Raw genomic sequence first — 24,188 nt, 5'->3', positions numbered from 1 at the left:
CAGTGTCGCAGCGGGGCCGGGGCCCGGGGATGCCGGGAAGCTGGGCGGCGCGGACGGCGCGACCACGCGCATCCGCCTCGATATCGCCTACGAGGGCACCGCATTCCTGGGCTGGGCGAAGCAGCCCGGACTTCGCACCGTGCAGGGCGAGCTCGAGTCCGCGCTCGCGACGATCTTCGGCCGGGCCGGCGAGCCGCCGACCCTCACGGTCGCCGGGCGCACGGACGCCGGGGTGCACGCGCTCGACCAGGTCGCGCATCTGGACGTGACGCCAGCCCAGCTCGCGAGCCTCGATCGGCCACCGCGAGGCACCAAGGGCGGAGAGAGGCTCGGCGGGCCAGCGGCTCTCGTGCGCAGGCTCAACGGCATCGCTGGACTCGACAGCGACGTGTTCATCACCGGCGCGTCCATCGCCCCGCCGGGGTTCGACGCCCGCTTCTCCGCGGTCTGGCGCCGCTACGAATATCGCGTGTCCGACGCGAACGGCCCTCGTAACCCGCTCGAGCGCAATCGCACGCTCTGGTATCCGGCGGAACTCGACGTCGAGCTCATGGATGCCGCCGCGCACTCCCTCGTCGGCCTCCACGACTGGGCGACCTACTGCAAGCCCCGCGCCGGCGGGACCACCATCCGCACCCTGCAGGAATTCGAGTGGATGCGCGGGGCCGACGGCGTGCTCGTCGCGCGTGTCAAGGCAGACGCCTTCTGCCACAGCATGGTGCGTTCGCTCGTCGGTGCGACCATCGCGGTCGGACAGGGCAAGCTCTCGCCGGAGCGCCTCGTGGAGCTTCGCGAGGAGCTCACCAGAACGAGTGAGTTCAAGGTCGTGCCCGCGAAGGGCCTCACCCTCGTAGAGCTCGGCTATCCGCCGGAGGAGGAACTCGCGGCCAGGGCGGAACAGACCAGGGCCAGGCGCGCGCCAGCGGTTTGACCGCAAGCGCCATGGTCGAGTAATCTTGATCCTTGGTGTCTGCACCTTCCTGGTGCGTCACCCGAACTTGAGCCCTCCATCGATGGGGTTCCCCGGTTTCTGCCGCGGAACGCGCAACGGAGTGGGATTCACGAACGCCTCATTTCGATCAGAAAGCAGCACTATTGTGACGCGCACCTTTTCTCCCAAGCCCGATGATGTCCAGCGCGACTGGCTCATCATCGACGCGACCGACGTTGTTCTCGGTCGTCTCGCAAGCCACGCCGCGAGCCTGCTTCGCGGCAAGCACAAGGCCACCTTCGCTCCGCACATGGACATGGGTGACTTCGTCATCATCATCAACGCCGAGAAGATCGCCCTGACCGGCGCGAAGCTCGCGCAGAAGAAGGCGTACCGCCACTCCGGATACCCGGGCGGCATCAGCGCGACCACCTATGCCGAGATGCTCGAGAAGCACCCGACCCGCGCGGTCGAGAAGGCCGTGCGCGGCATGCTCCCGAAGAACTCGATCGGCCGGGCACAGCTCACCAAGCTCAAGGTCTACGCAGGCGCAGAGCACCCTCACGCTGCACAGCAGCCCAAGACCTACACCCTCGGCCAGGTCGCGCAGTAGCGCGCCACGAACGCATAAGGATTTCCAGATAATGGCGAAGATCGCAGATTCACTCGAGGGCGCTGGCTCCATCGACTCCACAGACTCCACCGGCAGCTATTCGACCGAGACCCCGGCCGAGGCCGCCGTCAAGGCTCCCCGTGCCGTGCTCAATGTTCCCGGCGCGGCCGTCGGTCGCCGCAAGCAGGCCATCGCCCGCGTGCGCATCACTCCTGGCTCCGGCAACTTCACGGTGAACGGCCGCACCCTTGCGGAGTACTTCCCGAACAAGCTTCACCAGCAGCTCATCAACGACCCGTTCAAGGTGCTCGACCTGCTCGGCAGCTACGACGTCGTCGCCCGCATCACCGGTGGTGGCCCCTCCGGCCAGGCTGGTGCGCTTCGCCTCGGCATCGCGCGCTCGCTCAACCAGATCGATGCGGAGAACAACCGCTCCTCGCTCAAGAAGGCTGGCTTCCTCAGCCGTGACGCTCGCGTCAAGGAGCGCAAGAAGGCTGGACTCAAGAAGGCGCGCAAGGCTCCTCAGTTCTCCAAGCGCTAATTCGGGCGGTGGTGCTGTCATGCCCCGTCTTTTCGGAACGGATGGTGTCCGCGGTCTCGCGAACCACGACCTGACGGTCGAGTTGTCCCTCGGTCTTGCCCAGGCCGCTGCCGTGGTGCTGGGCAAGGGCAGGATGGCCGACGGTCGTCGCGCCTCCGGGCGTCGTCCCATCGCGGTGGTTGCTCGTGATCCGCGGGTCTCCGGCGAGTTCATCTCCGCCGCGGTGGCCGCAGGGCTCTCGAGTTCTGGCGTCGACATCTACGACGCCGGCGTCATCCCGACCCCCGCGCTCGCGTTTCTCGTCGCGGACTTCAAGGCCGACTTCGGCGTGATGATCTCCGCCTCGCACAACCCGGCCAGCGACAACGGCATCAAGTTCTTTGCCGTCGGCGGAACCAAGCTTCCGGATGTCGTGGAGGACCGCATCGAGGCCGCGCTGGGCGAACCGAAGCTGGCCCCCACCGGCACGGAGGTCGGCCACATCCGTCGCTTCGCCGACGCCGAGGACCGCTACACACTGCACCTCGTCTCGACGCTCCCGCACCGTCTCGACGGCATCCACGTGGTGCTCGACTGCGCCCACGGTGCAGCCTCTGGCGTCTCGCCCGAGGTGTTCAGCCTCGCCGGTGCAAAGGTCACGGTACTTGGGGCAGAGCCAGACGGCTACAACATCAACGACGGTGTCGGGTCGACGCACCTCGAGAAGCTCGCGGCCGCGGTCGTGGAGCAGGGAGCCGATGTCGGCATCGCCCACGACGGAGACGCGGATCGCTGCCTTGCGATCGATCACCTCGGTCGCATCGTCGACGGCGACCAGATCATGGCCGTGCTCGCCCTGGCGATGAAGGAGCGTGGCGCCCTCGCCGACGACACGCTCGTCGCCACGGTGATGAGCAACCTCGGCCTGCGCGTGGCGATGGAGGAGCACGGCGTGACCGTGCTGCAGACCGCCGTGGGTGACCGCTATGTGCTCGAGATGCTCAACGAGAAGCATCTCGCCCTGGGCGGTGAACAGTCCGGCCACGTGATCATGAGCGAGTTCGCGACGACCGGCGACGGCATCCTCACCGGCCTGCATCTCGTCTCGGAGATGGCGCGCACCGGTAAGAGTCTCGCTGAGCTCGCGTCGGTGATGACCGTATATCCGCAGATCCTCGTGAACGTGCGCGGTGTCGACCGCGCTCGCGTGCACACGGATGAGACGGTGGCGGCGGCAGTGAAGGCCGCGGAGGCAGAACTGGGCGACTCCGGTCGCGTGCTGCTGCGGGCATCCGGAACCGAGCCACTCGTGCGGGTCATGGTCGAGGCCGCAGACCAGGACACCGCAGATCGCTTGGCGCAGTCCCTCGCCGAGGTCGTGCGCGAGCAACTCTCGCTCTAGCGACCCTCGGGCTGCCTTTGGTGGGTTGAGTGCTCCCACAACGAGCGTATCGAAACTCGTCGGAGCCAGTGCTAGAGCTTGCGCAACAGCACGCTGTGCACCTTGTGGTCTCCTCCCTTGCGCAGCACGAGGTCGGCGCGCGACCGGGTCGGCAACACGTTCTGCACGAGGTTCGGCTCGTTGATGCGGCTCCAGATGTCCCGGGCCTGTGCCCGTGCCTGCTCTTCCGACAGCGACGCATAGCGGTGAAAGAAGGACTGCGGGTCGGCGAACGCGCCGCGCTGCAGCTTGAGGAAGCGTTCCTCGTACCAGGTGGCGACATCCGAGGTTCTCGCGTCGACGTAGATGGTGAAGTCGAACAGGTCGCTCACCGCGAGCCCGCGCCCGCCGACCGGGGGCTGGAGCACGTTGAGCCCCTCCACGATGAGCACGTCCGGCCTGCGCACGACGATCTCGGCATCACCGACGATGTCGTAACTGAGGTGCGAATAGAACGGCGCGCGAACCTCCTCGACTCCGCTTTTGACCTTGCTCACGAAACGCAGCAGGGCGCGGCGGTCGTACGACTCGGGGAATCCCTTGCGGTCCATGATTCCGCGCCGCTGCAGCTCGGCGTTGGGGAGGAGGAAGCCGTCTGTTGTGACCAACTCGACCCGCGGGGTGTCTTCCCAGCGCGCGAGCAGCTCGCGCAACAAGCGGGCGATGGTCGACTTGCCGACCGCCACGGAGCCCGCGACGCCGATGACAAAGGGTGTGCTGGATGACTTCTGCCCGAGGAATTCGCTCGTGGCCCTGTGGAGCTGCTTGGCCCCCGCCGCATAGAGGTTCAGCAGTTTGCTGAGCGGGAGGTAGACCTCGGTGACCTCGTGCAGGTCGAGCCGGTCACCGAGCCCTCGCAGCCCGACGATCTCGGCCGGTGTGAGGGGCAATGCCATGGTCGGTGCAAGTTCGGCCCATCGTGCTCGATCGATCTCGACGAACGGTGTGGTGTGCCCGTTGCTCGCCGCACCCGCCCCACGCTCCGACATAGCTCACCAGCGTAGTGCGTACTCGCAGCGTGACCGTGCACGTGCCCCGTAGAATCGTGTTCCATGTGCGGAATCGTGGGTTACGTCGGGAGCAGCCGGAGCGTCGAGGTATTGGTCGGCGGCCTGCGTCGGCTCGAATATCGGGGCTATGATTCCGCCGGAATCGCCGTGATCGACGATGCCGGAGAACTGCACACGCGCAAGCGCGCGGGCAAACTGCACGTTCTCACCGAGGAACTGGCCGCGTCTCCGATCAACGACGGCGGTACGGGCATCGGGCACACCCGCTGGGCGACCCACGGCGGACCGAACGACCAGAACGCGCATCCGCACCTCGGAGACGACGGCAAGCTCGCGCTCATCCACAACGGCATCATCGAGAACTTTGCCGAGCTCAAGGCAGAACTGCTCGCCGCACACCCGGACATCGTCTTCACGAGTGAGACGGACACCGAGGTCGCGGCTCTTCTGGTCGGACTCGAATACCAGAGGACGGGCGACCTCGCCGAGGCACTGCGCGCCGTGGTCGGCCGCCTGCACGGAGCATTCACGCTGCTCGCGCTGCACAAGGACCAGCCAGGCGTGGTGGTGGGCGCTCGCCGCAACTCGCCGCTCGTGATCGGTCTGGGCGACGGAGAGAACTTCCTCGGCTCGGATGTCGCGGCGTTCGTCGAGCACACCCGGCGTGGCGTCGCCATCGGCCAGGACCAGATCGTGACCATCACCGCGGATGCCGTGACCGTCACCGATTTCGACGGCGCTCCCGTCGCGACAGAAGAGTTCCAGGTGGACTGGGATGCATCGGCCGCGGAGAAGGGCGGCTGGTCGAGCTTCATGGCCAAAGAGATCAGCGAGGAGCCGGAGGCCATCGCCAAGACGCTGCTCGGTCGCGTCGTCGATGGCGCCGTGCACCTGAGCGAACTCGACGGCTTCGACGACACCCTGCGCGACATCGACCGCGTCGTCATCCTCGGCTGCGGTACCGCGGCGTACTCGGGAATGCTCGGCAAGTACGCGATCGAGAAGTGGGCGCGCATCCCCGTGGAGGTGGAACTCTCGCACGAGTTCCGTTATCGCGACCCCGTGATCGATGGTCGCACCCTCGTCGTGTCGATCAGCCAGTCCGGCGAGACGATGGACACGCTCATGGCGGTCAAGTACGCGATCGACGGCGGCGCGAAGACCCTGTCGATCTGCAACACCCAGGGCGCGACGATCGCCCGCGAGTCCGATGCCGTGATCTACACGCACGCGGGCCCGGAGGTCGCGGTCGCCTCGACCAAGGCATTCGTCGCGCAGGTCGCCGCGCTGTACCTCCTCGGCCTGCACCTGGCGAGCGTGCGCGGCTCACTCTCCGCGCAGGAGATCACCGGTCTTACCGCCGAACTGCAGGCACTACCGGGCCAGCTCGCGACCGTGCTCGAGCAGCACGACGCCATCAAGCAGCTCGCGGGTTGGATGACCGACACGCGCTCGGTGCTCTTCCTCGGTCGTCACGCGGGTTATCCGGTTGCCCTCGAGGGTGCGCTCAAGCTCAAGGAACTCGCCTACATCCACGCGGAGGGCTTCGCGGCTGGCGAGCTCAAGCACGGTCCGATCGCGCTGATCGAGCCGGGCCAGCCCGTGTTCGTGATCGTGCCGAGCCCGCGCGCGACCGACTCACTGCACAAGAAGGTCGTGTCGAACATCCAGGAGATCCGCGCGCGCGGTGCCCGGGTGCTCGCGATTGCCGAGCAGGGGGATGTCGCGGTGCTGCCGTACGCGGACGAGGTCATCGTGATCCCGCTCGCGTCAACCCTGTTCGAGCCGCTGCTGGCCGTCGCGCCGCTGCAGATCTTCGCGATGGAGCTCGCGTCGGCCAAGGGCCTGGACGTCGACCAGCCGCGCAACCTCGCCAAGTCCGTGACCGTCGAGTAATTTCGATGATCGTCGGCATCGGGGTGGATGTGGTGGACATCGCCAGGTTCGAACGAGCCGCGGACCGCACTCCCGGCCTTCTCCCGCGCCTGTTCGCTGAGAGCGAACGCTGGGACGGCGCCCGCGAGCGCCCGCTGCGCTCCCTCGCCGCCAGGTTCGGTGCGAAGGAGGCGCTCATCAAGGCGCTCGGCAGCTCTGCCGGAGTCCACTGGCACGACGTGCGGGTGGTATCCGACGGGCTCCGCAATCCCTCGTTCTCGATCCTGGGAGAGCTCGCGGAGACGATCGCGGCTCGCGGGATCACCGCTCTCCATCTCTCGATGAGCCACGACGCCGGGGTCGCCATCGCGTATGTCATCGCAGAGAGCACGTCGTGACCACCCTCACGATCGCCACTCCGGACGATATGGAGTCGCTCGGCGCCCGCATCGCCGCCGAACTGCGTGCGGGCGACCTCGTCGCGCTGAACGGAGAGCTCGGTGCGGGCAAGACCACGCTCACGCGTGGGCTCGGTGCGGCACTCGGGGTGCGCGGCACGGTGACGAGCCCCACCTTCGTGCTGGCGAGAACGCATCCGCGGGTCGCGGGAGGTGCACCGCTCGTGCACGTCGACGCGTACCGGCTGTCGAGCGCCGCTGAGCTGGACGATCTCGACATCGACTACGCGGCATCCGTCGTCGTCGTCGAGTGGGCGGCGGGGATGCTCGACGGCCTCACCGAGGACTGGCTCGAGGTGACCATCGCGAGGCCCACGGGGGGCTCGGGCACATCGGATGCGCCCGATTCCGACGACGCGGAGCCCCGCGAGGTCACTATCACCCCGCACGGCCCCCGCTGGTCCGCGGTCTTCCTTCCCGAACCCTGAGTCGCGCGAGTTCCGCCGAGCGTGTCTATCTGCACCGAGCGTGCCCGTTTAATAGCGCGCGGATGGGCACGCTCGACGCGAACGGGCACGCTCGACGACAGAATCCCAGGGGGTTGGGCGCGGGAGAGGGGATACTTGAGAGGTGCTGCTCGCGATCGATACCTCTGCCGGAACCGGCGTCGCTGTGGTCGACCGGGATCGCGGTGTGCTCGCCGAGCGATCCGAGCCCGACACGCGTCGCCACGCCGAGGTGATCGGTGAGCTCATCAGCCAGTGCCTGCTCGAGGCGGATGTCGCGGTAACCGCCCTGTCCGGTGTCGCGGTGGGCATGGGGCCGGGCCCGTTCACCGGGCTGCGGGTCGGCATCGCTGCGGCCCAGGCGTTCGCGCTCGGCGCGAGCAAGCCCGTCGTGCGCGTCATCAGTCACGATGCGATCGCCTTCGGGCACTACGCCGCGGGCGGCAGCGGCCCGCTTCTGGTCGTGACGGATGCGCGTCGCAAAGAGGTCTACTGGTCCGCCTACCGCGGGGCTGATTCCGTCGGGCTTCCGGAGCGGCCGGCCGGCGAGGGCGGCGGGCCCGGACTCGCGCGTCCGGATGAGCTGGCCGCCGCGGTGCCGGGCTTCGCAGCCTACGAGAGGCTGGAGGCGAGCCTGGTCTCCGCGTCATCCCTCGGCCTGCTCGCCGAGACCATGTACTCCCATGGCCGCGAGTTCGCGGGGCGCGACGCGCTCTACCTGCGCTCGCCGGACGTGACGCTCTCTGCCAGCCCGAAGCGGGTGACCGGATGACCTGGCAGCTTCGCCGGGCGAGCCTCGTGGATCTCGACGCGATCATGCTGCTCGAGACCGGCATCTTCGGCACGGACGCGTGGTCCGCCGAGAACATGCGGGACGAGCTCTCGAGCGCACACAGCTACTATCTCGTCGCCGAGCGACTGAGCGACTCGGCGATCGTCGGCTACGCTGGGCTGCTCGCTCCCGTCGGCGCGCGCGACGGCGACGTGCAGACCATCGCGGTCGCGGAGTCAGACCGGCGCGGCGGTCTCGGTCGCACGCTCATCCAGTCGCTCGTCGCGGAGGCGCGCAGGCGCGGGATCCTGCAGGTGTTCCTCGAGGTGCGGGCAGACAACGGCGGTGCGCAGCACCTCTACGAGACGCTCGGCTTCGTCGCGATCGCCGAGCGCAAGGGCTATTACCAGCCAGACAATGTGGACGCCATCGTGATGAAGTACGAGATTCCAGAACCCGCGACCCGTCCGGCGGTGGGCGCATGAGCGCGCTCGTGCTCGGCATCGAGACGAGCTGCGACGAGACCGGAATCGGCATCGTGCGCGGCCGCGAACTGCTCGCGAACGTGATCGCGTCATCCATGGAGGAGCACGCCCGCTACGGCGGTGTCGTGCCCGAGATCGCCGCCCGCGCCCACCTCGAGGCGCTCACGCCGACCCTCGAGGCCGCGCTCGCCGAGGCGGATGTCACGCTCGAGCAGCTCGACGCCATCGCCGTCACGAGCGGGCCTGGCCTGTCCGGCGCACTCATGGTCGGCGTCGGTGCGGCCAAGGCGCTCGCCGTCGCCCTCGACAAGCCGCTTTATGCGGTGAACCACCTCGTCGGCCACGTCGGAGCCGACGTGCTCTCCGCGTCCGGCGCGATCGACTACCCCACGGTCGCCCTGCTCGTCTCGGGAGGCCACACCTCCCTGCTGCTTGTGCGCGACCTCGTCTCCGATGTCGAGCTGCTCGGTGAGACGATCGACGACGCCGCGGGCGAGGCCTTCGACAAGGTGGCAAGGCTCCTCGGCCTGCCGTATCCGGGTGGACCCGAGATCGACCGGGCGGCCGTCGGCGGCGACCCCACGGCCATCCGCTTTCCCCGCGGGCTCTCGAGGCCGAAAGACCTCGTGGAACACCGTTACGACTTCTCCTTCTCCGGCCTCAAGACCGCCGTCGCCCGTCACGTCGAGAAGCTGCGTGACGCGGGAGAAGAGGTGCCGATGGCGGATGTCGCGGCCAGCTTCCGCGAGGCCGTCGCTGACGTGCTCCTCGCCAAGGCCCTCGCGGCATGTGCCGAACTCGGGGTGCCACGCCTGCTCCTCGGCGGGGGCGTCATCGCCAATGCGCGGCTGCGTCAGCTCGCCGAGGAACGCTGCGCAGCCGCGGGCGTCGAGCTCCGCATCCCGCCGCTGTCGCTGTGCACGGACAACGGTGCGATGATCGCGGCGCTGGCCGCGCAACTGGTCGAGGCCGGGCATTCGCCGTCGGACCTCGGGTTCGGTGCGGACTCCACACTGCCGGTCACCTCCATCCAGGCATGACACCGGCGGACCCCGCCTCGCGCCCAATTGACACCCGAGAAGGGGAATGCCACTATTGCAGCGCTAGACGAATGTTCCCTAAGACCTTTTGGAGTTCGCCATGTCTGACCAGATTCCAACCCCGCCGCCAGCGGCGCCTTACTCCGCGCCGGGTGCTCCGGTTGGTGTGAAGACCAACACGCTCTCCATCGTTGCGCTGATTCTTGGATTCCTCGTGCCGATCGGTGGCATCATCACGGGCCACATCGCGCTCGGCCAGATCAAGAGGACCGGCGAGGCCGGCCACGGTATGGCGCTCGCGGGAACCATCCTCGGTTACGTGTTATCCGTCGGCTGGATCGTTTTCTGGATCGTCTACATCGTCGTGATCGTCTCGATAGCGTCGATCGGGGCGAGCATCCCCAACTACTGATCCCGCGGGTCACGCTCGCGCAGGACTCAGGCCTACAACGGCATTCGCACTCGTGCGGGTGTCGTTGTGTCGTTGTCAGGCTCGTTCCGCCAGCAACGCGACGTGCCTGCCCGCGACACGCGTGACGATGAGCGTGGCGCTGCCATCGCCCTTCGGTGAGAGCCTCTTGCGCAGCTGGGCCGGGTCGACATCCACGCCCCGCTTCTTGATCTCGAGCCTGCCGATGTTTCGCGCGCCGAGCTCTCGACGCAACAGCTTCTCATCGAACGGGAACGATTCGAGCACCCGGAAGCAGCTCGCAAACGGCGTCTCCACGGCTGTGTCCGCGCTCAGGTAGGCGATGCCGTCGCTCAGCACGGAGGCGCCGAGGTCACGCGCGAGCATGCCGATGAGGCGCGAGCGGATGACGGCGCCGTCCGGCTCGTAGACGTACTCACCGAGCGGGCCGACCTCGACATCCTCGCTGTCCGCCTCGGCCGTGAGCTCAGCGCTGCCGTGTTCGCCCAGCACGAGGGCTGCGCGACGGATGCCCGGCCTCGCCACCGCGCCGAACCAGACTCCCAGCTCCACGACCTCGTGATCCACGGAGACCCACTGCGCCTCGGCGTCGGACGGGATGAGTTCCCGCTCCACCCCCGGACCGAGCTTGATGCCGGTGGGGAGGCGCTGGCCGAGGGCGAAGGCGAAGTCGAGCGTCGGAGAGAAGTCGGCAGGATTCGTGAGCCTGGAGCTGTGCTGGTGCCCCGATGCGCGGCGCGCGGGGTCGAGGTAGATGCCGTCGAAGGTGTTCGCGATGGAGTCGATCGTTGCCGAGTGGTCCGTGTCCGGCTTGCGTGTGTGTGCGCTCGGGACGCTGTCTGCGGCCTCGGCATCGGCCGCTTCTGCGTCATCGGGTTCGGCAGGCACCGGTTCGGCCCCCGTCGCACTGGTGCCGTCGCCCGGCCGAAACCGCGCGACATCCGCGTTGATGACCGTCGCGTTCGGCCACGACGCGAGGTTGTACGCGGCGATGGCGGCGGTCACCTCGTCGATCTCGACCGCGGTCACCTCGATGTCGAGTGCGGCCAGGGCCAGCGCATCCGCCCCGATGCCGCAGCCGAGGTCCGCGACGCGCGTGAGACCAGCGGCCTGGAACCTGCCCGCGTGCAGCGCGGCGACCCGCAGGCGCGTGGCCTGCTCAAGCCCGGCCTCGGTGAACAGCATCCGCTCGGCGAACGGCCCGAACTTGGCGGATGCCCGCGCCCGCAGCTTCGACTGGCTCAGCACGCTAGCGACGAGGCCGGGGGAGTGCCCGGCTGATCTGAGCTTGCTGACCGTGCGCAGCACATCCGTCTTCGAGGTGTATGGCGGCAGCGAGTCGAGCAGCCGCAGCCCGCCCGCGGACAGCAACTCGACCAGCTCGCGCGTCTCCATCCGCCCATTCTCCCTGACCATCCCCATCCCGTCTCCCCGCAGACGCCCACCGCACCCGTCGCTCCCCTCCCTCCCTCCGACCGCGCGTTCCGTCTCCTCCCGCCGGGCATGTCCCAAATGAAGGAGTGGAGCGCTCCCACGCGGTGGCCCTGCCCGAAAACACGGGCGAGCGGATGCGCGACTCCTTCATTTGGGACGTGCACGCGCCGAGATCGAGGGCGCGGAAGCGGCGGGTGCCGTCCGGGATGCGCCCCGACTCTGGCACTCCAATTGCGAGAGTGCTAATCGACCGGTACAGTAGTTCTGGCACACTCGCAGTGAGAGTGCTAACCCAAGTTTTCAAAAAGTTGTGAGAAAGAAGAGGTCAACGTGGCAGTCTCCATCAAGCCGCTCGAGGATCGCATTGTCATCAAGCAGGTCGAGGCCGAGCAGACCACTGCTTCCGGGCTCGTCATTCCTGACACCGCGAAGGAGAAGCCCCAGGAGGGCGAGGTCGTTGCAGTAGGGCCAGGCCGCATCGACGACAACGGCAACCGCGTTCCGCTCGACATCGCCGTGGGCGACAAGGTCATCTACTCCAAGTACGGCGGAACCGAGGTCAAGTACGGCGGAGAGGACCTTCTGGTTCTCTCGGCTCGCGACGTGCTCGCGGTCGTCGTTCGCTAGAACCTTTCACGAAGGCCCGCCCGGTTTTCGGGCGGGCCTTTCGCATGCCCACCTTGCGGCACGACACAGGAGTAACGTTCACAGGATGCCGCACGAAATGACCAGCCCGGCCGCGGCATCCAGCAGAGAGCGTTCCGGCGTCTTCTTTGCCGTCGCCGCGTTCGCCATGTGGGGCGCGTTCCCCGCCTACTTCCTGCTGCTTCGCCCCGCCAGTGCGTTCGAGATCGTGGACTGGCGTGTGCTGTTCTCGCTCGCCTTCTGCCTCATCGTCGTCACCGTCATGCGCGCGTGGCGCGCGGTCATCGCGATCGCCCGCCAGCCGCGGCAGCTGTTCATGCTCGCGCTCGCGGCGGTCCTGGTGTTTATCAACTGGGAGGTCTACGTCTGGGGCGTGCTCGCGGGCCACGTGGTCGAGACGGCGCTCGGCTACTTCATCAACCCGATCGTGACGGTGCTGCTGGGCGTCATCCTGTTGCGTGAGCGGCTGCGCATCGCCCAGTGGATCGCCGTGGGTATCAGCGCGGTCGCTGTGCTCGTGCTCGCGGTCGGCTACGGATCCTTCCCCTGGCTCGCGTTGAGCCTCGCTCTTTCCTTCGGCCTCTACGGCCTCGTGAAGAAACGCGTCGGGCCCCGGGTGGATGCGCTGAGCGGCCTGACGATCGAGACCGCCTGGTTGTTCCCACTCGCGGTCGTCCAGCTGGTGTTTGTCCAGCTCGACACCGGGATCTCGTTCGGACACCACGGCGTGGGACACGCGCTGTTGCTGCTGAGCGCCGGAGTGGTCACCGCGCTCCCTCTGCTCGCCTTTGCCGCGGCGGCCAGGCGGCTGCCTCTCGTGTATGCGGGTCTCATCCAGTACCTCACGCCGGTGCTGCAGTTCGTCTTCGGTGCCTTCGTGCTGCACGAGGCGATGCCCGCGGAGCGCTGGATGGGCTTCGGGCTGGTCTGGATCGCCCTGATCGTGCTCAGCGTCGATCTCATCGTCACCGGCCGCAGCCGCCGCGCCTCAGTCGTCCCGGGCTGATGCTTCGGTAGTCTTCCGGGGATGAAGAACGGCAGCGGAGCACACGTCGCGAGTCGCCTGCTTGTGGCGGTCGCCGCATCCCTGGCGCTGGTCATGGCCCTCGCGTCCTGCGCGGCAGAGCCGACGCCGGTCAAGCGCACCCCGACGCCGACGGTCGTCGCGCCGAGCGGTGATGGAGTGCTGCGAATCGGAACGCTCTTCCCCACTACGGGTGCCGCGTCCTATCTCGGACCGGCGCAGGTCGCTGGTGTCGAGGTTGCCGTCAAGGAGATCAACCAGGCCGGCGGTGTGCTCGGCAAGCCCGTCACGGTGCTGCACCGCGACTCGGGTGACTCCTCGTCCACGACCGCCGAGACCTCCTTTGCCGACCTGGTCGCGAAGAAGACCGACGTGATCATCGGGCCGTCGTCATCCGTTCTCGCGCTCCGGCTGGTGCCGAAGCTCGTCGAATCGAAGATCGCCATGATCGCGACCGCGGCGACAGCATCCGCGCTCAGCACCGTCGAGGACTCCGGATACCTGTTCCGCACGGTGCCGTCGGATGCGCTCGAGGGCACGGCACTCGCCGGGTACCTCGGCAAGACCAAGGGCGTGAGGGCCGCGCTCGTCTATTTCGACGACGACCAGGGCAACGCCATCCACTCGACCTTCGCGAAGGGTCTCACGAAAGCGGGTGGCACGGTTGTCGCCTCCGAGACGTTCGACGCGAAGACCACGATCGCCACGGTGCTCGCCGCCATGACCAAGGCGAAACCGGATGTCGTGGTCGTCGCCAGCCCGTTCACCGCGGTGGAGCAGAACAAGGCCCTGATCACCGGGCTGAATGCCGCGGGTCTCGGCGCCGCCAAGCTGTGGCTCACCGGCGGCGCGATGGCCGACTACTCGCAGGCAATGCCTGTCGGGTCGCTCACGAACGTCAACGGCATCCTCGATGGTGCCATCGCGACCGACGCGTTCAAGGCGCGCATCAAGGCCGCGGATCCGGCCGTCACCGAGTACCGCTACGCGGCCGAGGCCTACGACGCCACGATTCTCGCCGCACTCGCCGCGTCATCCGCGAAGAACGACAGCGGCCAGGCCGTCGCGCGCACGCTGCAGAGCGTGTCGGAGAAGGGCATCAAGTGCCTCAGCTACGGGGAATGCCTCGACGTGCTCAAGACCCAGAAAGACATCGACTATGACGGGGTCACGGGCCTGATCGACCTCGACGCCAACGGCGACCCGCGGAGCGCCCACTACGGCATCTACAAGTACGACGGAGAAAGCCGGTTTCAACTCGCCGGAGCAACAACCGTCAAATAACGAGAAATCTACCTCAAACGGTCGAATACGCAGATAACCGGCGTGAATCATAACGATTGAGCACAGTTGTCACGCCGTCACGCGCTTTTGTTTGTACTTATGCGCTCGGGGCAATACTTTTACGGGAGGTGGCAATAGTCTGCCAACTTTCAGGAAAGTCGAATTATGAAGGAGCAACATGAGCGTATTCGCGAAGGCTAAAGCCTCCCGCTCTCGGCACATGAAGTCGATCCTCGGTGGCATTGCCATGGTGGGAATCGGCGCAATGGTGCTGAGTGGATGCTCGTCGCCATCCAGCACACCCGAGAAGTCTGCCGGTCCGGTGCAAAACCTCACGCTCAAGATGGGCACCCTGACGCCAGAGACCGGTTCTCTTGCGTTCCTCGGGCCGCCTCAGGAAGCGGGCGTTCTGCTCGCTGTGAAGGACATCAACGACGCCAATCTCGGTATCAAGGTCGATCTGACGCTTGGCGACTCCGGTGACCCGGACAACAAGGCGTACGCCACCACGGTTCCGAAGCTTCTGAACCAGAAGGTGTCCGTCATCATTGGTGCTGCGGCATCCGGTGTTTCGAAGCTGGTCATCGACCAGGTGATCGGTGCGGGAACGATCCTGTTCTCCCCTTCGAACACCTCGCCGGACTTCACCACCTACCCGGATGACGGCCTGTACTTCCGTACCGCACCGTCTGACAACCTGCAGGGTGAGGTTCTCGGTAACCTGATCGCGAAGGATGGCGCGAGCACGCTTGGCATCATCGCCATCAACGATGCATACGGAACCGGTCTGCAGAAGGTTACGCAGAAGACGTTCGAAGAGGCTGGCGGCAAGGTCGTCTCAACCCAGTTCTTCAACGACGGCGACACGACCTTCACCGCGCAGATCGCGGCCATCATGGCACAGAAGCCCGACGCGCTTCAGATCATCTCCTTCGACCAGTCGAAGACGATCCTCCCCGCGCTGAAGGATGCTGGCTTCGACATGAGCCACGTCTACCTGGTTGACGGCAACACGAGCCACTACGGTGACCAGCTCGCTCCCGGCACCCTCACCGGTGCCAAGGGAACGATCCCGGGCCCGCTGCTGAATGACAACTTCCAGCAGAGGCTCATCGACAACTGGGCGTCGGCCAACAATGGTGCGAAGCTGACCGAGTTCACCTACGCCGCGGAGAGCTACGACGCCGTCGTGCTCAGCGCGCTGGCGGCACTCGCAGCCAAGTCCACAGTGGGCAAGGACATCGCTGCCAAGCTCCAGGAAGTCTCTGGCGGTTCGGGCAACGGCAAGAAGGCAACCACCTTCGCCGCCGCAGCGAAGATCATCAACGCTGGAGGGGTCGTCGACTACGACGGACCGTCCGGCGGAATCAAGTTCGACAAGGCCGGAGACCCGACCCAGGCGACGATTGGTATCTTCCAGTACGACGCCACGAACGAGTTCAAGCGCATCAACAAGTAGTGAGCTGACCAAGAAGGCCCTGACCGCTACGGTCGGGGCCTTCTTCGTTGTTTACAGCGATCTTTGCCGCTGGCCGAGTAGCGCAGTTTAGGCGCACCGCCACTCACGGGGTGTGTCGTCGGAGTGGTCTCGATACGGCGCTGGCGTGCCTACTCGACCCGCGGAGCTGCGCTGTGTGGGCCTACGCGGCGTCTTCGCCGAGCGTTCCGAGGTAGAGGTTGATTACCTTCGGATCATTGAGCAACTCGCGTCCTGTGCCCGTATAGGCGTCCTTGCCTTGGTCGAGCACGTAGCCACGGTCGCAGATCTGCAGGCAACGCCTGGCGTTCTGCTCGACCATGACGATCGTGACCCCGGCCTTGTTGATGTCAGACACCCGTATGAACGCCTCGTCCTGCCGCACCGGTGAGAGTCCGGCAGACGGCTCGTCAAGCAACAGCACGTGCGGCTCCATCATGAGCGCGCGTGACATCGCGACCATCTGGCGTTCGCCACCGGACAGCGAGCCCGCCCGTTGCTTCAACCGCTTTTTCAGCTCCCCGAAGATGTCCAGGACGAAGTCGAGTCGTTCCACAAAGATCCTGGGGTTCTGGAAGAGGCCCATTTCGAGGTTCTCCTGGATGCTCAGCGAGGGAAAAATGTTGTTGTTCTGCGGAACGTAGCCAACACCGCGGGCGACGAGCTTGCTCGCCTTGAGCCCGGTGATGTCCTCGCCGTTGAGCAGGATCTCCCCGCCGCGGACAGAGACCTGACCGAATATCGCCTTCAGCAGCGTCGACTTGCCCGCTCCGTTCGGGCCGATGATGCCGATCAGCTCACCCTCGCGTGCGGTGAGGGAACAGTCGTTCAGGATGTTCACCCCGGGAAGATAGCCCGCGGTGAGGTGCTTGAGATCGAGCACCAGGGGTGCTTCGCTGTCGGTACTCACGAGTGTGTCTCCTCTTCAGTGACCCGGCCGGTGACGACCCCGAGGTCAGTATCCAGGTGGCTACCCAGGTAGGCATCGATGACGGCGGTGTCTTTCATGACGACGTCCGGCGGGCCCTCCGCAACGACCCTGCCCTGGGCCATCACAATCACCCAGTCGGCAATGTGACGCACCATCTGCATGTCGTGCTCAACGAACAGCACGGTCATCCCCTCTCTTTTGAGGTCGAGGATGTGATCGAGAAGCGACTGGGTGAGCGCGGGGTTCACGCCGGCCATCGGCTCGTCGAGCATGATCAGCGTGGGGTCGCTCATGAGTGCACGAGCCATTTCGAGCAGCTTGCGCTGGCCGCCGGAGAGGCTGGCCGCGTAATCGTCCTTCTTGGCGTCGAGCTTGAACTTAGCGAGAAGGCTGAGCGCCTTTTCCTCGATCTCGTCGTCCTGCTTGCGCCAGAGCGCGGGCACGAGACTGACAAAGAAGTTCTCGCCGCGCTGGTTCTGTGCGCCGAGTTTCATGTTTTCGAGCACAGACAGCATCGCGAGAGCCTTGGTCAGTTGGAAGGTGCGCACCTGGCCGAGCCTCGCCACCTTGAACGCGGACATTCCGGCGAGTTGCGTGCCGTTGAACGACCACTTTCCGGTGTCCGGCTTGTCAAAGCCGGTGATGAGGTTGAAGAACGTTGTCTTGCCGGCGCCGTTGGGGCCGATCAACGCCGTGATCGCACCGCGCGGAATCTCGAGATGGTCGACATCCACCGCCTTGAGTCCGCCATAGGTACGGGTGACGTTGTCGGCGACGATGATCGGATCGACCTTCGCGCAGCCCGGCTGCATCTCGCCGGCGTGCAGGCCGGTCGTCTTGACGTTCGCTGTGTTAGCGGGCATTGAAGGTCAGCTCCTTCTTGTTGCCGAGAAAGCCCTGCGGCCGGAAGATCACGATGAGCATGAGGGCTACGCCCACGATGATGAAGCGCACGATACCCGCCTGTACCGTCGTCATGAACGGCAGCAGTCCCGCGGAGGACATCGCGGGCAGCACCACGGACAGGAACGCCATGATGAGCCAGAACGCGAGCGAACCGAGCACGGGTCCGAGGATCGTGGCAGCGCCACCGAGCAGCAGGATCGTCCACAGGAAGAAGGTCAGCGACGGAAGGTAGACGCCGGGGACCACTGCGGAGGGAAGCGCGAGAACGACCCCACCCAGCGAACCAAGCACACCGCCGAGAACCAGAACCTGCATCTTGACCGAGAAGACGTTCTTGCCGAGCGCGCGTACCGCATCCTCGTCCTCGCGCACGCCCTTGACGACGCGACCCCAGGGGCTGCGCATGAGCAACCAGACGACGACGAGCGCGACGACCAGAACGGCGATACCGAAGATGCGCATCCACCAGTCGTTGGCATTGAACTGGAACGGGCCGAAGCCGTAGTTTCCCGGTGGTAGCGGGTTGGCCGCATCGAATCCCTCGTGGTAGCCGCCCAGGCCGTTCGCGGAGCCGGTGACGCTCTCCCAAATGGTGCTGTTGAACAGCAGCCGCACGACCTCGGCCGCGGCGATGGTCACGATCGCCAGATAGTCCGCCCGCAACCGCAGAGTTGGCAGACCGAGAATAAAGGCGAAGATCACCGCTGCGCCCATGCCAACAAGAATCCCGACCCACCACGGAAGGTGGAAGGTGAGAATCGAGATGGCGTAGCCGTATGCGCCGAGCGCCATGAAGCCGGCCTGGCCGAAGTTGAGAAGTCCGCCGTAGCCGAAGTGCACCGCGAGGCCCACCGTGGCGATGGCGTACGCAATGGTTTCGGGAGCGATCAGCCACGAGGCCGTGTTTGAGAAGATGAATCCCCAGTTCATAGGAGTTACCTAACCTATTCTCTCTTTACGTCCGAGGATGCCCTGTGGCCTGAACAGCAGCACCACGATCAGGATGGTCAGTGGTGCGACGTATTTCAGGTCGGAGGGCAGCCACAGTGTGGAGAGCTCGACGAGAAGTCCGACCACGATCGATCCGACCAGCGCACCGAACGCCGTTCCAAGCCCTCCGAGCACGACGGCGGCGAAAATGAGCAGCAGGAGCTGCCAGCCCATGTCCCATTTGATGCCCGGGCGGAAATAGGCCCAGAGAATGCCGGAGAGGCCAGCGAGGGCGGCGCCCACGATCCAGAGCAGACGGATGACGCGGTCGACGTCGATGCCCGAGGCCTCGGCGAGCGAGGGATTGTCGGAGATGGCCCTGGTCGCCTTGCCGGTACGGGTGCGGAGGATCCAGTACGCTACAGCGAGCAGCACGATGATGCTGATAGCCATGCTGATCATGTCGGTGCGGGAGAGCGCGATGGGCCCCCACAGCGTGATCTTCGCCGAACCGTCATCGGGCAGTTGAAGAGTGCCGCCACCGATGAAGTATTGGAACACGTAGCGCAACCCGAGCGAGAGCCCGATGCTCACGATCATCAGCTGCACGATGCTGAGACCGCGTTTTCGCAGCGGCTTCCACAGGCTGATATCCAGAATCCAGCCAAGCGCGCCGCTCAGCACGAGCGCGATCGGGGCGGCCAGCCACAATGGGAAGGCGAGGACCACCCCGAAGGCGAAGGTCATCACCGCGCCGAAGGTCACGAACTCCGCGTGCGCGAAGTTGGCCAGCCCGGTAGTTCCATAGATCAGCGAGAGCCCGATGGATGCCAGCGCGAGCATGAGTCCGAAGTTCAGACCGCTGATGGCGCGTCCGATGAACTGGTCGGCGAAGCTCACGACCTGGCGTTCACCCTTGCCGAGGAAGAAGTTCACCGACTTCTCATCGGTGTACCCGAATTTGGCCTGGATTTGGTTCGCGCCCTTGGTGACGATGACCCCCTTCGGCAGGGTGCTCTCATCGAGTGTGATCGTGTAAGTCTTCTTCTTCGGCACACCCACGGACCATTGGCCCTTGTCATCCGTTTTCACCTCGGCCTTGTAGCCGTTTCCGGAGACGGTGATGTCGACGCCGGCGAGCGGCTTGTTGTTGTATTTCACGTTGCCGCTGAAGATGTAGTCGTATTTGGTGGTGTTGACATCATCTGCGTGAGCAGCCGGAGCCATCAGTGTGGTGAGGGCGAGCATGGCGAGCAGCGTGCCCAGAAGAAGGATGATGAGTCGCCGCGAACGCGAACGAACTTGACCAGCTGCTACCACGAGACCTCCAAGACGGGCCAGCTAAAGACACGGTTTGTGCCTTGGGGGTCTGACTTCCGTCACCGTTGACGATACTTGCCGATTATGACGTATCTTGCGCCGTAGCGCCCACATGGGCGTCCTGATATGCGCGAGAGCGTTATGAACCGTTAACATGAGATACCGGAATCAGCGTGGCATCCGGTCTCTTAATCTCGAGAAAACAGGAGACTCAATGGACAGCGGCGACCCTTTCGGCTTCATCGGCCTCACCTACGACGATGTCATGCTGCTGCCTGGACACACCGACGTCATCCCGAGCGAGGTGGATACCTCATCGAGGCTGACCCGTCGCGTTCGCGTGAACACGCCGTTGATCTCCGCGGCCATGGACACTGTCACGGAGGCGCGGATGGCGATCTCCATGGCACGCCACGGCGGCCTCGGCATCCTGCATCGCAACCTCTCGATCGAAGACCAGGGCAACTTCGTCGACAAGGTGAAGCGCTCGGAGTCCGGCATGGTGACCAATCCCGTGACCACGACGCCGGATGCCACGGTCGCCCAGGTAGACGAGATCTGCGGGCACTTCCGGATCTCCGGCCTGCCGGTGGTCGAGGGCGACGGCAGGCTCGTCGGAATCATCACCAACCGCGACATGCGCTTCGTCTCGCAGTTCGAGAAGGACACCACTCTCGTTCGCGACGTCATGACGAAGATGCCCCTCATCACCGCTCCGACCGGAATCGATCCGGACGGGGCGATTGCTATTTTTGCGCAGCACAAGATCGAGAAGCTGCCGCTCATCGACGCCGACGGGCGCCTCACCGGACTCATCACGGTCAAGGACTTCGACAAGACGGAGCAGTATCCATACGCGACCAAGGATGACGAGGGTCGGCTGCGCGTGGGCGGTGCCATCGGCTACTTCGGCGATGCCTGGGAGCGCGCGGGCGTGCTCGCGGATGCCGGTGTCGACGTGATCGTCGTCGACACGGCCAATGGGGATTCCAAGGGCGAGATCGACATGATCCGCAGGCTCAAGTCCGATCCGGCGTTCAAGAACATCGACGTGATCGGCGGCAACGTCGCCACACGGGCCGGGGCGCAGGCGCTCGTCGAGGCTGGCGCTGACGCGATCAAGGTCGGCGTTGGCCCGGGCTCGATCTGCACCACCCGCGTCGTGGCCGGCGTCGGGGTGCCGCAGGTGACCGCCGTGTACGAGGCGTCGCTCGCTGCTCGTGAGGCCGACATCCCGGTCATCGCGGATGGTGGGCTGCAGTATTCAGGAGACATCGCGAAGGCGCTCGTCGCCGGTGCCGAGACGGTGATGCTCGGATCGCTGCTCGCTGGAACGGACGAGAGCCCCGGCGACATGATCTTCGTCAACGGCAAGCAGTTCAAGTCGTATCGCGGCATGGGCTCGCTCGGCGCGATGCAGACCCGCGGCAAGAAGACCTCGTACTCCCGCGATCGCTACTTCCAGGCGGATGTGCCGAGCGACGAGCAGCTGATCGCGGAAGGCATCGAGGGCAAGGTCGCTTACCGCGGCCCCGTCGGATCCGTCACCTACCAGCTGCTCGGCGGACTGCGGCAGTCCATGTTCTACGTAGGAGCTCGCACGATCGAGGAGCTGCGCAACAAGGGCAAGTTCGTGCGCATCACGGCAGCCGGCCTCAAGGAATCGCACCCCCACGACATCCAGATGGTCGTCGAGGCCCCCAACTACAACCGCTAGGGCGCTGCGCCCGCTCGTTCGGTCTCCCGCTCGGCCTCGCGGCGGGAGTCAGGTGCTCGCGGCGGGAGTTACCCCCTCGTCTGGCGGGAGAAAGTGTCTCGCGGCGGGAGTTGTTTCTCCCTCCGCCAGCAGGCTTTCCCCTCCGCCACACTGCGGTCGCGCCCAAACAATTTCACAGTTCGCAGATGTGGGCTGATGTCTCGCCTGGTGCCGCGCAATTCTTAGCTCATGGCATTTGATTCCCTCGCCCACGACGGGCTCATCGTTGTTAGGCAAGTACGACCGCTCATCAGTGACCCGCGGATGGTGGTGCGCGCGTGCGAGAGCGGCGAGTTGGTGAGACTGCGTCGTGGGGTGTACCTGGCCCGGGAACAGTGGGATGCGAAAAGTGGCCGTGAGCAGCACATTCTGCGCATCCGTGCGGTACTCGCTTCCGCACGACGGCCTCTGGTGTTTGCGGGTGTGTCGGCGGCGGCGCTGTGGGGCATGCCCATCGACGGACCCTGGCCATCGGAGGTAACGGTTCTCGACGAGTGGCGCGGCGGTGGACGATCTGAGCCCGGGGTTCGCCGCACGGCTGCCGGTTTCATGAGCGCTCGCACCGTCGAACTGCAGGGCATTGTGGTGACTGACCTGGCGCGCACCGTGCTTGACGTTGCACGAAAGAGTCATTTTGCCGAGGCAGTCGGATCGGTTGATTGGGCATTGTCCGAGCGGAATGTGAACGCGATCACGGTGAGCGATCTGAGTGAAGAACTCGACCGGCTTCGGCCTCGCACGGGCGGACCGCACCTGGAGCTGACCGTGGGATTCGGAACTCCTCTGTCGGGTTCGTTCGGTGAGTCGACGGCGCGGGCGGTCATCCATCAGCTCGGATTTGAGGCGCCAGAGCTCCAGACGGAGTTTCGTGATGCCGAGGGGTCGATCTACACGGATTTTTGGTGGCGTCGGGTGAGGGTCGCGGGCGAATTTGACGGGAAGCAGAAGTACACCCGGCAGGAGTTCACGGATGGCGACCCAGGTGAAGTCGTGTGGCGGGAGAAAAAACGCGAAGACCGGCTGCGGCGGCAAGTGAATGGGGTCGTGCGGATCCTCACGAGCGATGTGAAGCATCCGCAGCATCTCGAGCGTCTGCTACTCGGGGCGGGAGTTCCTCGTTCAGGTAGTTCGTCGTAGTGATCTTCGCGGCGGGAGTAATGGGGTCGCGGCGGGTGTAATGACTCCCGCCGTGAGAAGGTTTCTCCGGCCAGAGTGGAACGTGACTCCCGCCGCGAGGGCATGACTCACGCCGCAGGACCATGCGGGGCGGAGGATGCCGCGCGCACCGGGCGTCGCGCGCACCGGATGTCGGGCGCGGGTCGGCGGGTAGGCTTGGTGCGTGACTGAGGTAGAGATCGGCCGTGCCAAGCGCGCTCGCCGCGTGTATTCGTTCGACGACATCGCGATCGTCCCCAGCCGTCGGACCAGGGATCCGCAGGATGTCTCGACCAGCTGGACGATCGACGCCTACCAGTTCGACATTCCCTTCCTCGCGGCCCCGATGGACTCCGTCGTCTCGCCGGCCACGGCCATCCGCATGGGCCAGCTCGGCGGCCTCGGAGTGCTCAACCTCGAGGGAATCTGGACCCGCTACGAGAACCCGGGGTCGCTGCTCGAGGAGATCAGCTCGCTGCCCGCCGACAAGGCGACCGCGCGCATGCAGGCGATCTACGCCGAACCGATCAAGCCGGAACTGATCGGCGCGAGGCTCGCCGAGATCCGCGCGGCCGGCGTCACCGTCGCTGCGGCACTCTCGCCGCAGCGCACCCAGGAGCTGTACAAGACCGTCGTCGCGGCCGGCGTCGACCTCTTCGTCATCCGCGGCACAACGGTGAGCGCGGAGCACGTCTCCAGGAATCAGGAGCCGCTGAACCTCAAGGAGTTCATCTACGAGCTCGACGTCCCCGTCATCGTAGGCGGGGCGGCGGGCTACACGCCGGCGCTGCACCTCATGCGCACGGGCGCTGCGGGCGTGCTCGTGGGCTTCGGCGGCGGCGCGGCATCCACGACTCGCGCGGCCCTGGGCATCCACGCTCCCATGGCAACAGCGGTGGCGGATGTCGCGGGCGCTCGCCGGGACTACATGGACGAGTCCGGCGGCCGCTACGTCCACGTCATCGCGGACGGAGGCCTCGGAACCAGCGGCGATATCGCCAAGGCGTTCTCCGTCGGCGCGGATGCGGTGATGCTCGGCAGCACCCTCGCCCGCGCCACCGACGCCCCGGGGCGCGGCTGGCACTGGGGCGGAGAAGCACACCACTCCGAACTCCCCAGGGGGCACCGCGTCGAGGTCGGCTCCGTCGCACCACTGGAGCAGATCCTCAACGGACCGTCGACGGTGGCGAACGGGACCGTCAACCTGGTCGGCGCCCTGCGCCGGTCGATGGCGACGACGGGATACTCCGACCTCAAGGAATTCCAGCGGGTCGAAGTGGTTGTAGCTCCATATCATCGGTGACG

General features: G+C 65.8%; 24 protein-coding genes. 18 read left to right on the top strand and 6 right to left on the bottom strand.

The window, feature by feature from the left end; translation table 11 throughout:
• The first annotated feature begins 40 nt into the window (after nucleotides 1-40).
• The 4 genes from truA to glmM all read left to right on the top strand — a co-directional run bounded on the left by truA (nucleotide 41) and on the right by glmM (nucleotide 3,466).
• Nucleotides 41-931 (top strand): tRNA pseudouridine(38-40) synthase TruA, encoded by an 891-nt coding sequence (truA, locus tag ABUA28_RS03280; protein WP_349902696.1) that lies wholly within the window; start codon nucleotides 41-43, stop codon nucleotides 929-931.
• Between the two features lie 166 nt (nucleotides 932-1,097).
• On the top strand, nucleotides 1,098-1,544 hold the full coding sequence (rplM, locus tag ABUA28_RS03275; protein ID WP_349902504.1) for a 50S ribosomal protein L13: 447 nt from the start codon (nucleotides 1,098-1,100) through the stop codon (nucleotides 1,542-1,544).
• Nucleotides 1,545-1,575: 31 nt separating this feature from the next.
• Nucleotides 1,576-2,085: a 30S ribosomal protein S9 gene (gene rpsI / locus ABUA28_RS03270; RefSeq protein ID WP_349902503.1), complete on the top strand. Its 510-nt coding sequence runs from the start codon at nucleotides 1,576-1,578 to the stop codon at nucleotides 2,083-2,085.
• Nucleotides 2,086-2,104: 19 nt separating this feature from the next.
• Entirely contained in the window at nucleotides 2,105-3,466 is a 1,362-nt protein-coding gene (glmM, locus tag ABUA28_RS03265) for a phosphoglucosamine mutase (RefSeq protein WP_349902502.1), read from the top strand.
• Nucleotides 3,467-3,537: 71 nt separating this feature from the next.
• Here glmM and coaA read toward each other — a convergent pair whose 3' ends face one another.
• Nucleotides 3,538-4,494 carry a type I pantothenate kinase gene (coaA, locus tag ABUA28_RS03260; RefSeq protein WP_349902501.1) on the bottom strand — a complete coding sequence of 319 codons (957 nt, stop codon included), beginning with the start codon at nucleotides 4,492-4,494 and terminating at the stop codon, nucleotides 3,538-3,540.
• A 63-nt stretch (nucleotides 4,495-4,557) separates the two neighbouring features.
• On the opposite strand from coaA, the gene glmS reads away from it, so the two are divergent.
• From glmS to ABUA28_RS03225, 7 genes are all read left to right on the top strand, one after another.
• Entirely contained in the window at nucleotides 4,558-6,411 is a 1,854-nt protein-coding gene (gene glmS, locus ABUA28_RS03255; protein ID WP_349902500.1) for a glutamine--fructose-6-phosphate transaminase (isomerizing), read from the top strand.
• Between the two features lie 5 nt (nucleotides 6,412-6,416).
• Complete coding sequence (locus ABUA28_RS03250; RefSeq protein WP_349902499.1) at nucleotides 6,417-6,788, top strand: holo-ACP synthase; 372 nt, start codon at nucleotides 6,417-6,419, stop codon at nucleotides 6,786-6,788.
• Nucleotides 6,785-7,276, top strand: coding sequence for a tRNA (adenosine(37)-N6)-threonylcarbamoyltransferase complex ATPase subunit type 1 TsaE (gene tsaE / locus ABUA28_RS03245; RefSeq protein ID WP_407075405.1), 492 nt, complete (start codon nucleotides 6,785-6,787; stop codon nucleotides 7,274-7,276). The genes ABUA28_RS03250 and tsaE overlap by 4 nt, the downstream gene beginning before the upstream one ends.
• A 142-nt stretch (nucleotides 7,277-7,418) precedes the next feature.
• On the top strand, nucleotides 7,419-8,066 hold the full coding sequence (gene tsaB, locus ABUA28_RS03240) for a tRNA (adenosine(37)-N6)-threonylcarbamoyltransferase complex dimerization subunit type 1 TsaB (protein ID WP_349902498.1): 648 nt from the start codon (nucleotides 7,419-7,421) through the stop codon (nucleotides 8,064-8,066).
• On the top strand, nucleotides 8,063-8,551 hold the full coding sequence (rimI, locus tag ABUA28_RS03235) for a ribosomal protein S18-alanine N-acetyltransferase (protein WP_349902497.1): 489 nt from the start codon (nucleotides 8,063-8,065) through the stop codon (nucleotides 8,549-8,551). Before tsaB ends, rimI begins: the two co-directional genes overlap by 4 nt.
• Nucleotides 8,548-9,591, top strand: coding sequence for a tRNA (adenosine(37)-N6)-threonylcarbamoyltransferase complex transferase subunit TsaD (gene tsaD, locus ABUA28_RS03230; RefSeq protein ID WP_349902496.1), 1,044 nt, complete (start codon nucleotides 8,548-8,550; stop codon nucleotides 9,589-9,591). The genes rimI and tsaD overlap by 4 nt, the downstream gene beginning before the upstream one ends.
• A gap of 100 nt (nucleotides 9,592-9,691) precedes the next feature.
• Complete coding sequence (locus tag ABUA28_RS03225) at nucleotides 9,692-10,003, top strand: DUF4190 domain-containing protein (RefSeq protein WP_349902495.1); 312 nt, start codon at nucleotides 9,692-9,694, stop codon at nucleotides 10,001-10,003.
• 75 nt (nucleotides 10,004-10,078) lie between these two features.
• Here ABUA28_RS03225 and ABUA28_RS03220 read toward each other — a convergent pair whose 3' ends face one another.
• Complete coding sequence (locus ABUA28_RS03220) at nucleotides 10,079-11,416, bottom strand: class I SAM-dependent methyltransferase (RefSeq protein ID WP_349902494.1); 1,338 nt, start codon at nucleotides 11,414-11,416, stop codon at nucleotides 10,079-10,081.
• A 369-nt stretch (nucleotides 11,417-11,785) separates the two neighbouring features.
• Between ABUA28_RS03220 and groES the strand changes: the two genes are divergently transcribed.
• The 4 genes from groES to ABUA28_RS03200 all read left to right on the top strand — a co-directional run bounded on the left by groES (nucleotide 11,786) and on the right by ABUA28_RS03200 (nucleotide 15,867).
• Nucleotides 11,786-12,082 (top strand): co-chaperone GroES, encoded by a 297-nt coding sequence (groES, locus tag ABUA28_RS03215; RefSeq protein WP_325516914.1) that lies wholly within the window; start codon nucleotides 11,786-11,788, stop codon nucleotides 12,080-12,082.
• Between the two features lie 97 nt (nucleotides 12,083-12,179).
• Nucleotides 12,180-13,106, top strand: coding sequence for an EamA family transporter RarD (gene rarD / locus ABUA28_RS03210; protein WP_349902493.1), 927 nt, complete (start codon nucleotides 12,180-12,182; stop codon nucleotides 13,104-13,106).
• A gap of 21 nt (nucleotides 13,107-13,127) precedes the next feature.
• The gene (locus ABUA28_RS03205; protein ID WP_349902492.1) at nucleotides 13,128-14,408 is read left to right on the top strand and encodes an ABC transporter substrate-binding protein; all 1,281 of its coding nucleotides are present in this window, start codon (nucleotides 13,128-13,130) and stop codon (nucleotides 14,406-14,408) included.
• Between the two features lie 178 nt (nucleotides 14,409-14,586).
• Complete coding sequence (locus ABUA28_RS03200) at nucleotides 14,587-15,867, top strand: ABC transporter substrate-binding protein (protein ID WP_349902491.1); 1,281 nt, start codon at nucleotides 14,587-14,589, stop codon at nucleotides 15,865-15,867.
• A 181-nt stretch (nucleotides 15,868-16,048) separates the two neighbouring features.
• Here the strand turns inward: ABUA28_RS03200 and ABUA28_RS03195 are convergent, their stop codons facing one another.
• From ABUA28_RS03195 to ABUA28_RS03180, 4 genes are read right to left on the bottom strand one after another with little or no spacing between them, the layout of a single operon-like run.
• Entirely contained in the window at nucleotides 16,049-16,795 is a 747-nt protein-coding gene (locus ABUA28_RS03195) for an ABC transporter ATP-binding protein (RefSeq protein WP_349902490.1), read from the bottom strand.
• Nucleotides 16,792-17,679, bottom strand: a complete 888-nt coding sequence (locus tag ABUA28_RS03190) for an ABC transporter ATP-binding protein (RefSeq protein WP_349902489.1) — start codon at nucleotides 17,677-17,679, stop codon at nucleotides 16,792-16,794. The genes ABUA28_RS03195 and ABUA28_RS03190 overlap by 4 nt, the downstream gene beginning before the upstream one ends.
• On the bottom strand, nucleotides 17,669-18,652 hold the full coding sequence (locus ABUA28_RS03185) for a branched-chain amino acid ABC transporter permease (protein WP_349902488.1): 984 nt from the start codon (nucleotides 18,650-18,652) through the stop codon (nucleotides 17,669-17,671). Before ABUA28_RS03185 ends, ABUA28_RS03190 begins: the two co-directional genes overlap by 11 nt.
• A 9-nt stretch (nucleotides 18,653-18,661) precedes the next feature.
• Nucleotides 18,662-19,900, bottom strand: coding sequence for an ABC transporter permease subunit (locus tag ABUA28_RS03180; RefSeq protein ID WP_349902694.1), 1,239 nt, complete (start codon nucleotides 19,898-19,900; stop codon nucleotides 18,662-18,664).
• Between the two features lie 286 nt (nucleotides 19,901-20,186).
• Between ABUA28_RS03180 and guaB the strand changes: the two genes are divergently transcribed.
• The 3 genes from guaB to ABUA28_RS03165 all read left to right on the top strand — a co-directional run bounded on the left by guaB (nucleotide 20,187) and on the right by ABUA28_RS03165 (nucleotide 24,186).
• A complete protein-coding gene (gene guaB, locus ABUA28_RS03175; RefSeq protein ID WP_349902487.1) occupies nucleotides 20,187-21,689 on the top strand; it encodes an IMP dehydrogenase in 1,503 nt (500 codons plus the stop codon).
• Nucleotides 21,690-21,917: 228 nt separating this feature from the next.
• The gene (locus tag ABUA28_RS03170) at nucleotides 21,918-22,865 is read left to right on the top strand and encodes a type IV toxin-antitoxin system AbiEi family antitoxin domain-containing protein (protein WP_349902486.1); all 948 of its coding nucleotides are present in this window, start codon (nucleotides 21,918-21,920) and stop codon (nucleotides 22,863-22,865) included.
• A gap of 202 nt (nucleotides 22,866-23,067) precedes the next feature.
• A complete protein-coding gene (locus ABUA28_RS03165) occupies nucleotides 23,068-24,186 on the top strand; it encodes a GuaB3 family IMP dehydrogenase-related protein (protein WP_349902485.1) in 1,119 nt (372 codons plus the stop codon).
• Nucleotides 24,187-24,188: the final 2 nt, after the last annotated feature.

The sequence above is a fragment of the Parafrigoribacterium humi genome (assembly GCF_040227205.1).
Classification (GTDB): Bacteria; Actinomycetota; Actinomycetes; order Actinomycetales; family Microbacteriaceae; genus Parafrigoribacterium_A; species Parafrigoribacterium_A humi.
This window is presented reverse-complemented; position numbering and strand designations above follow the sequence as displayed.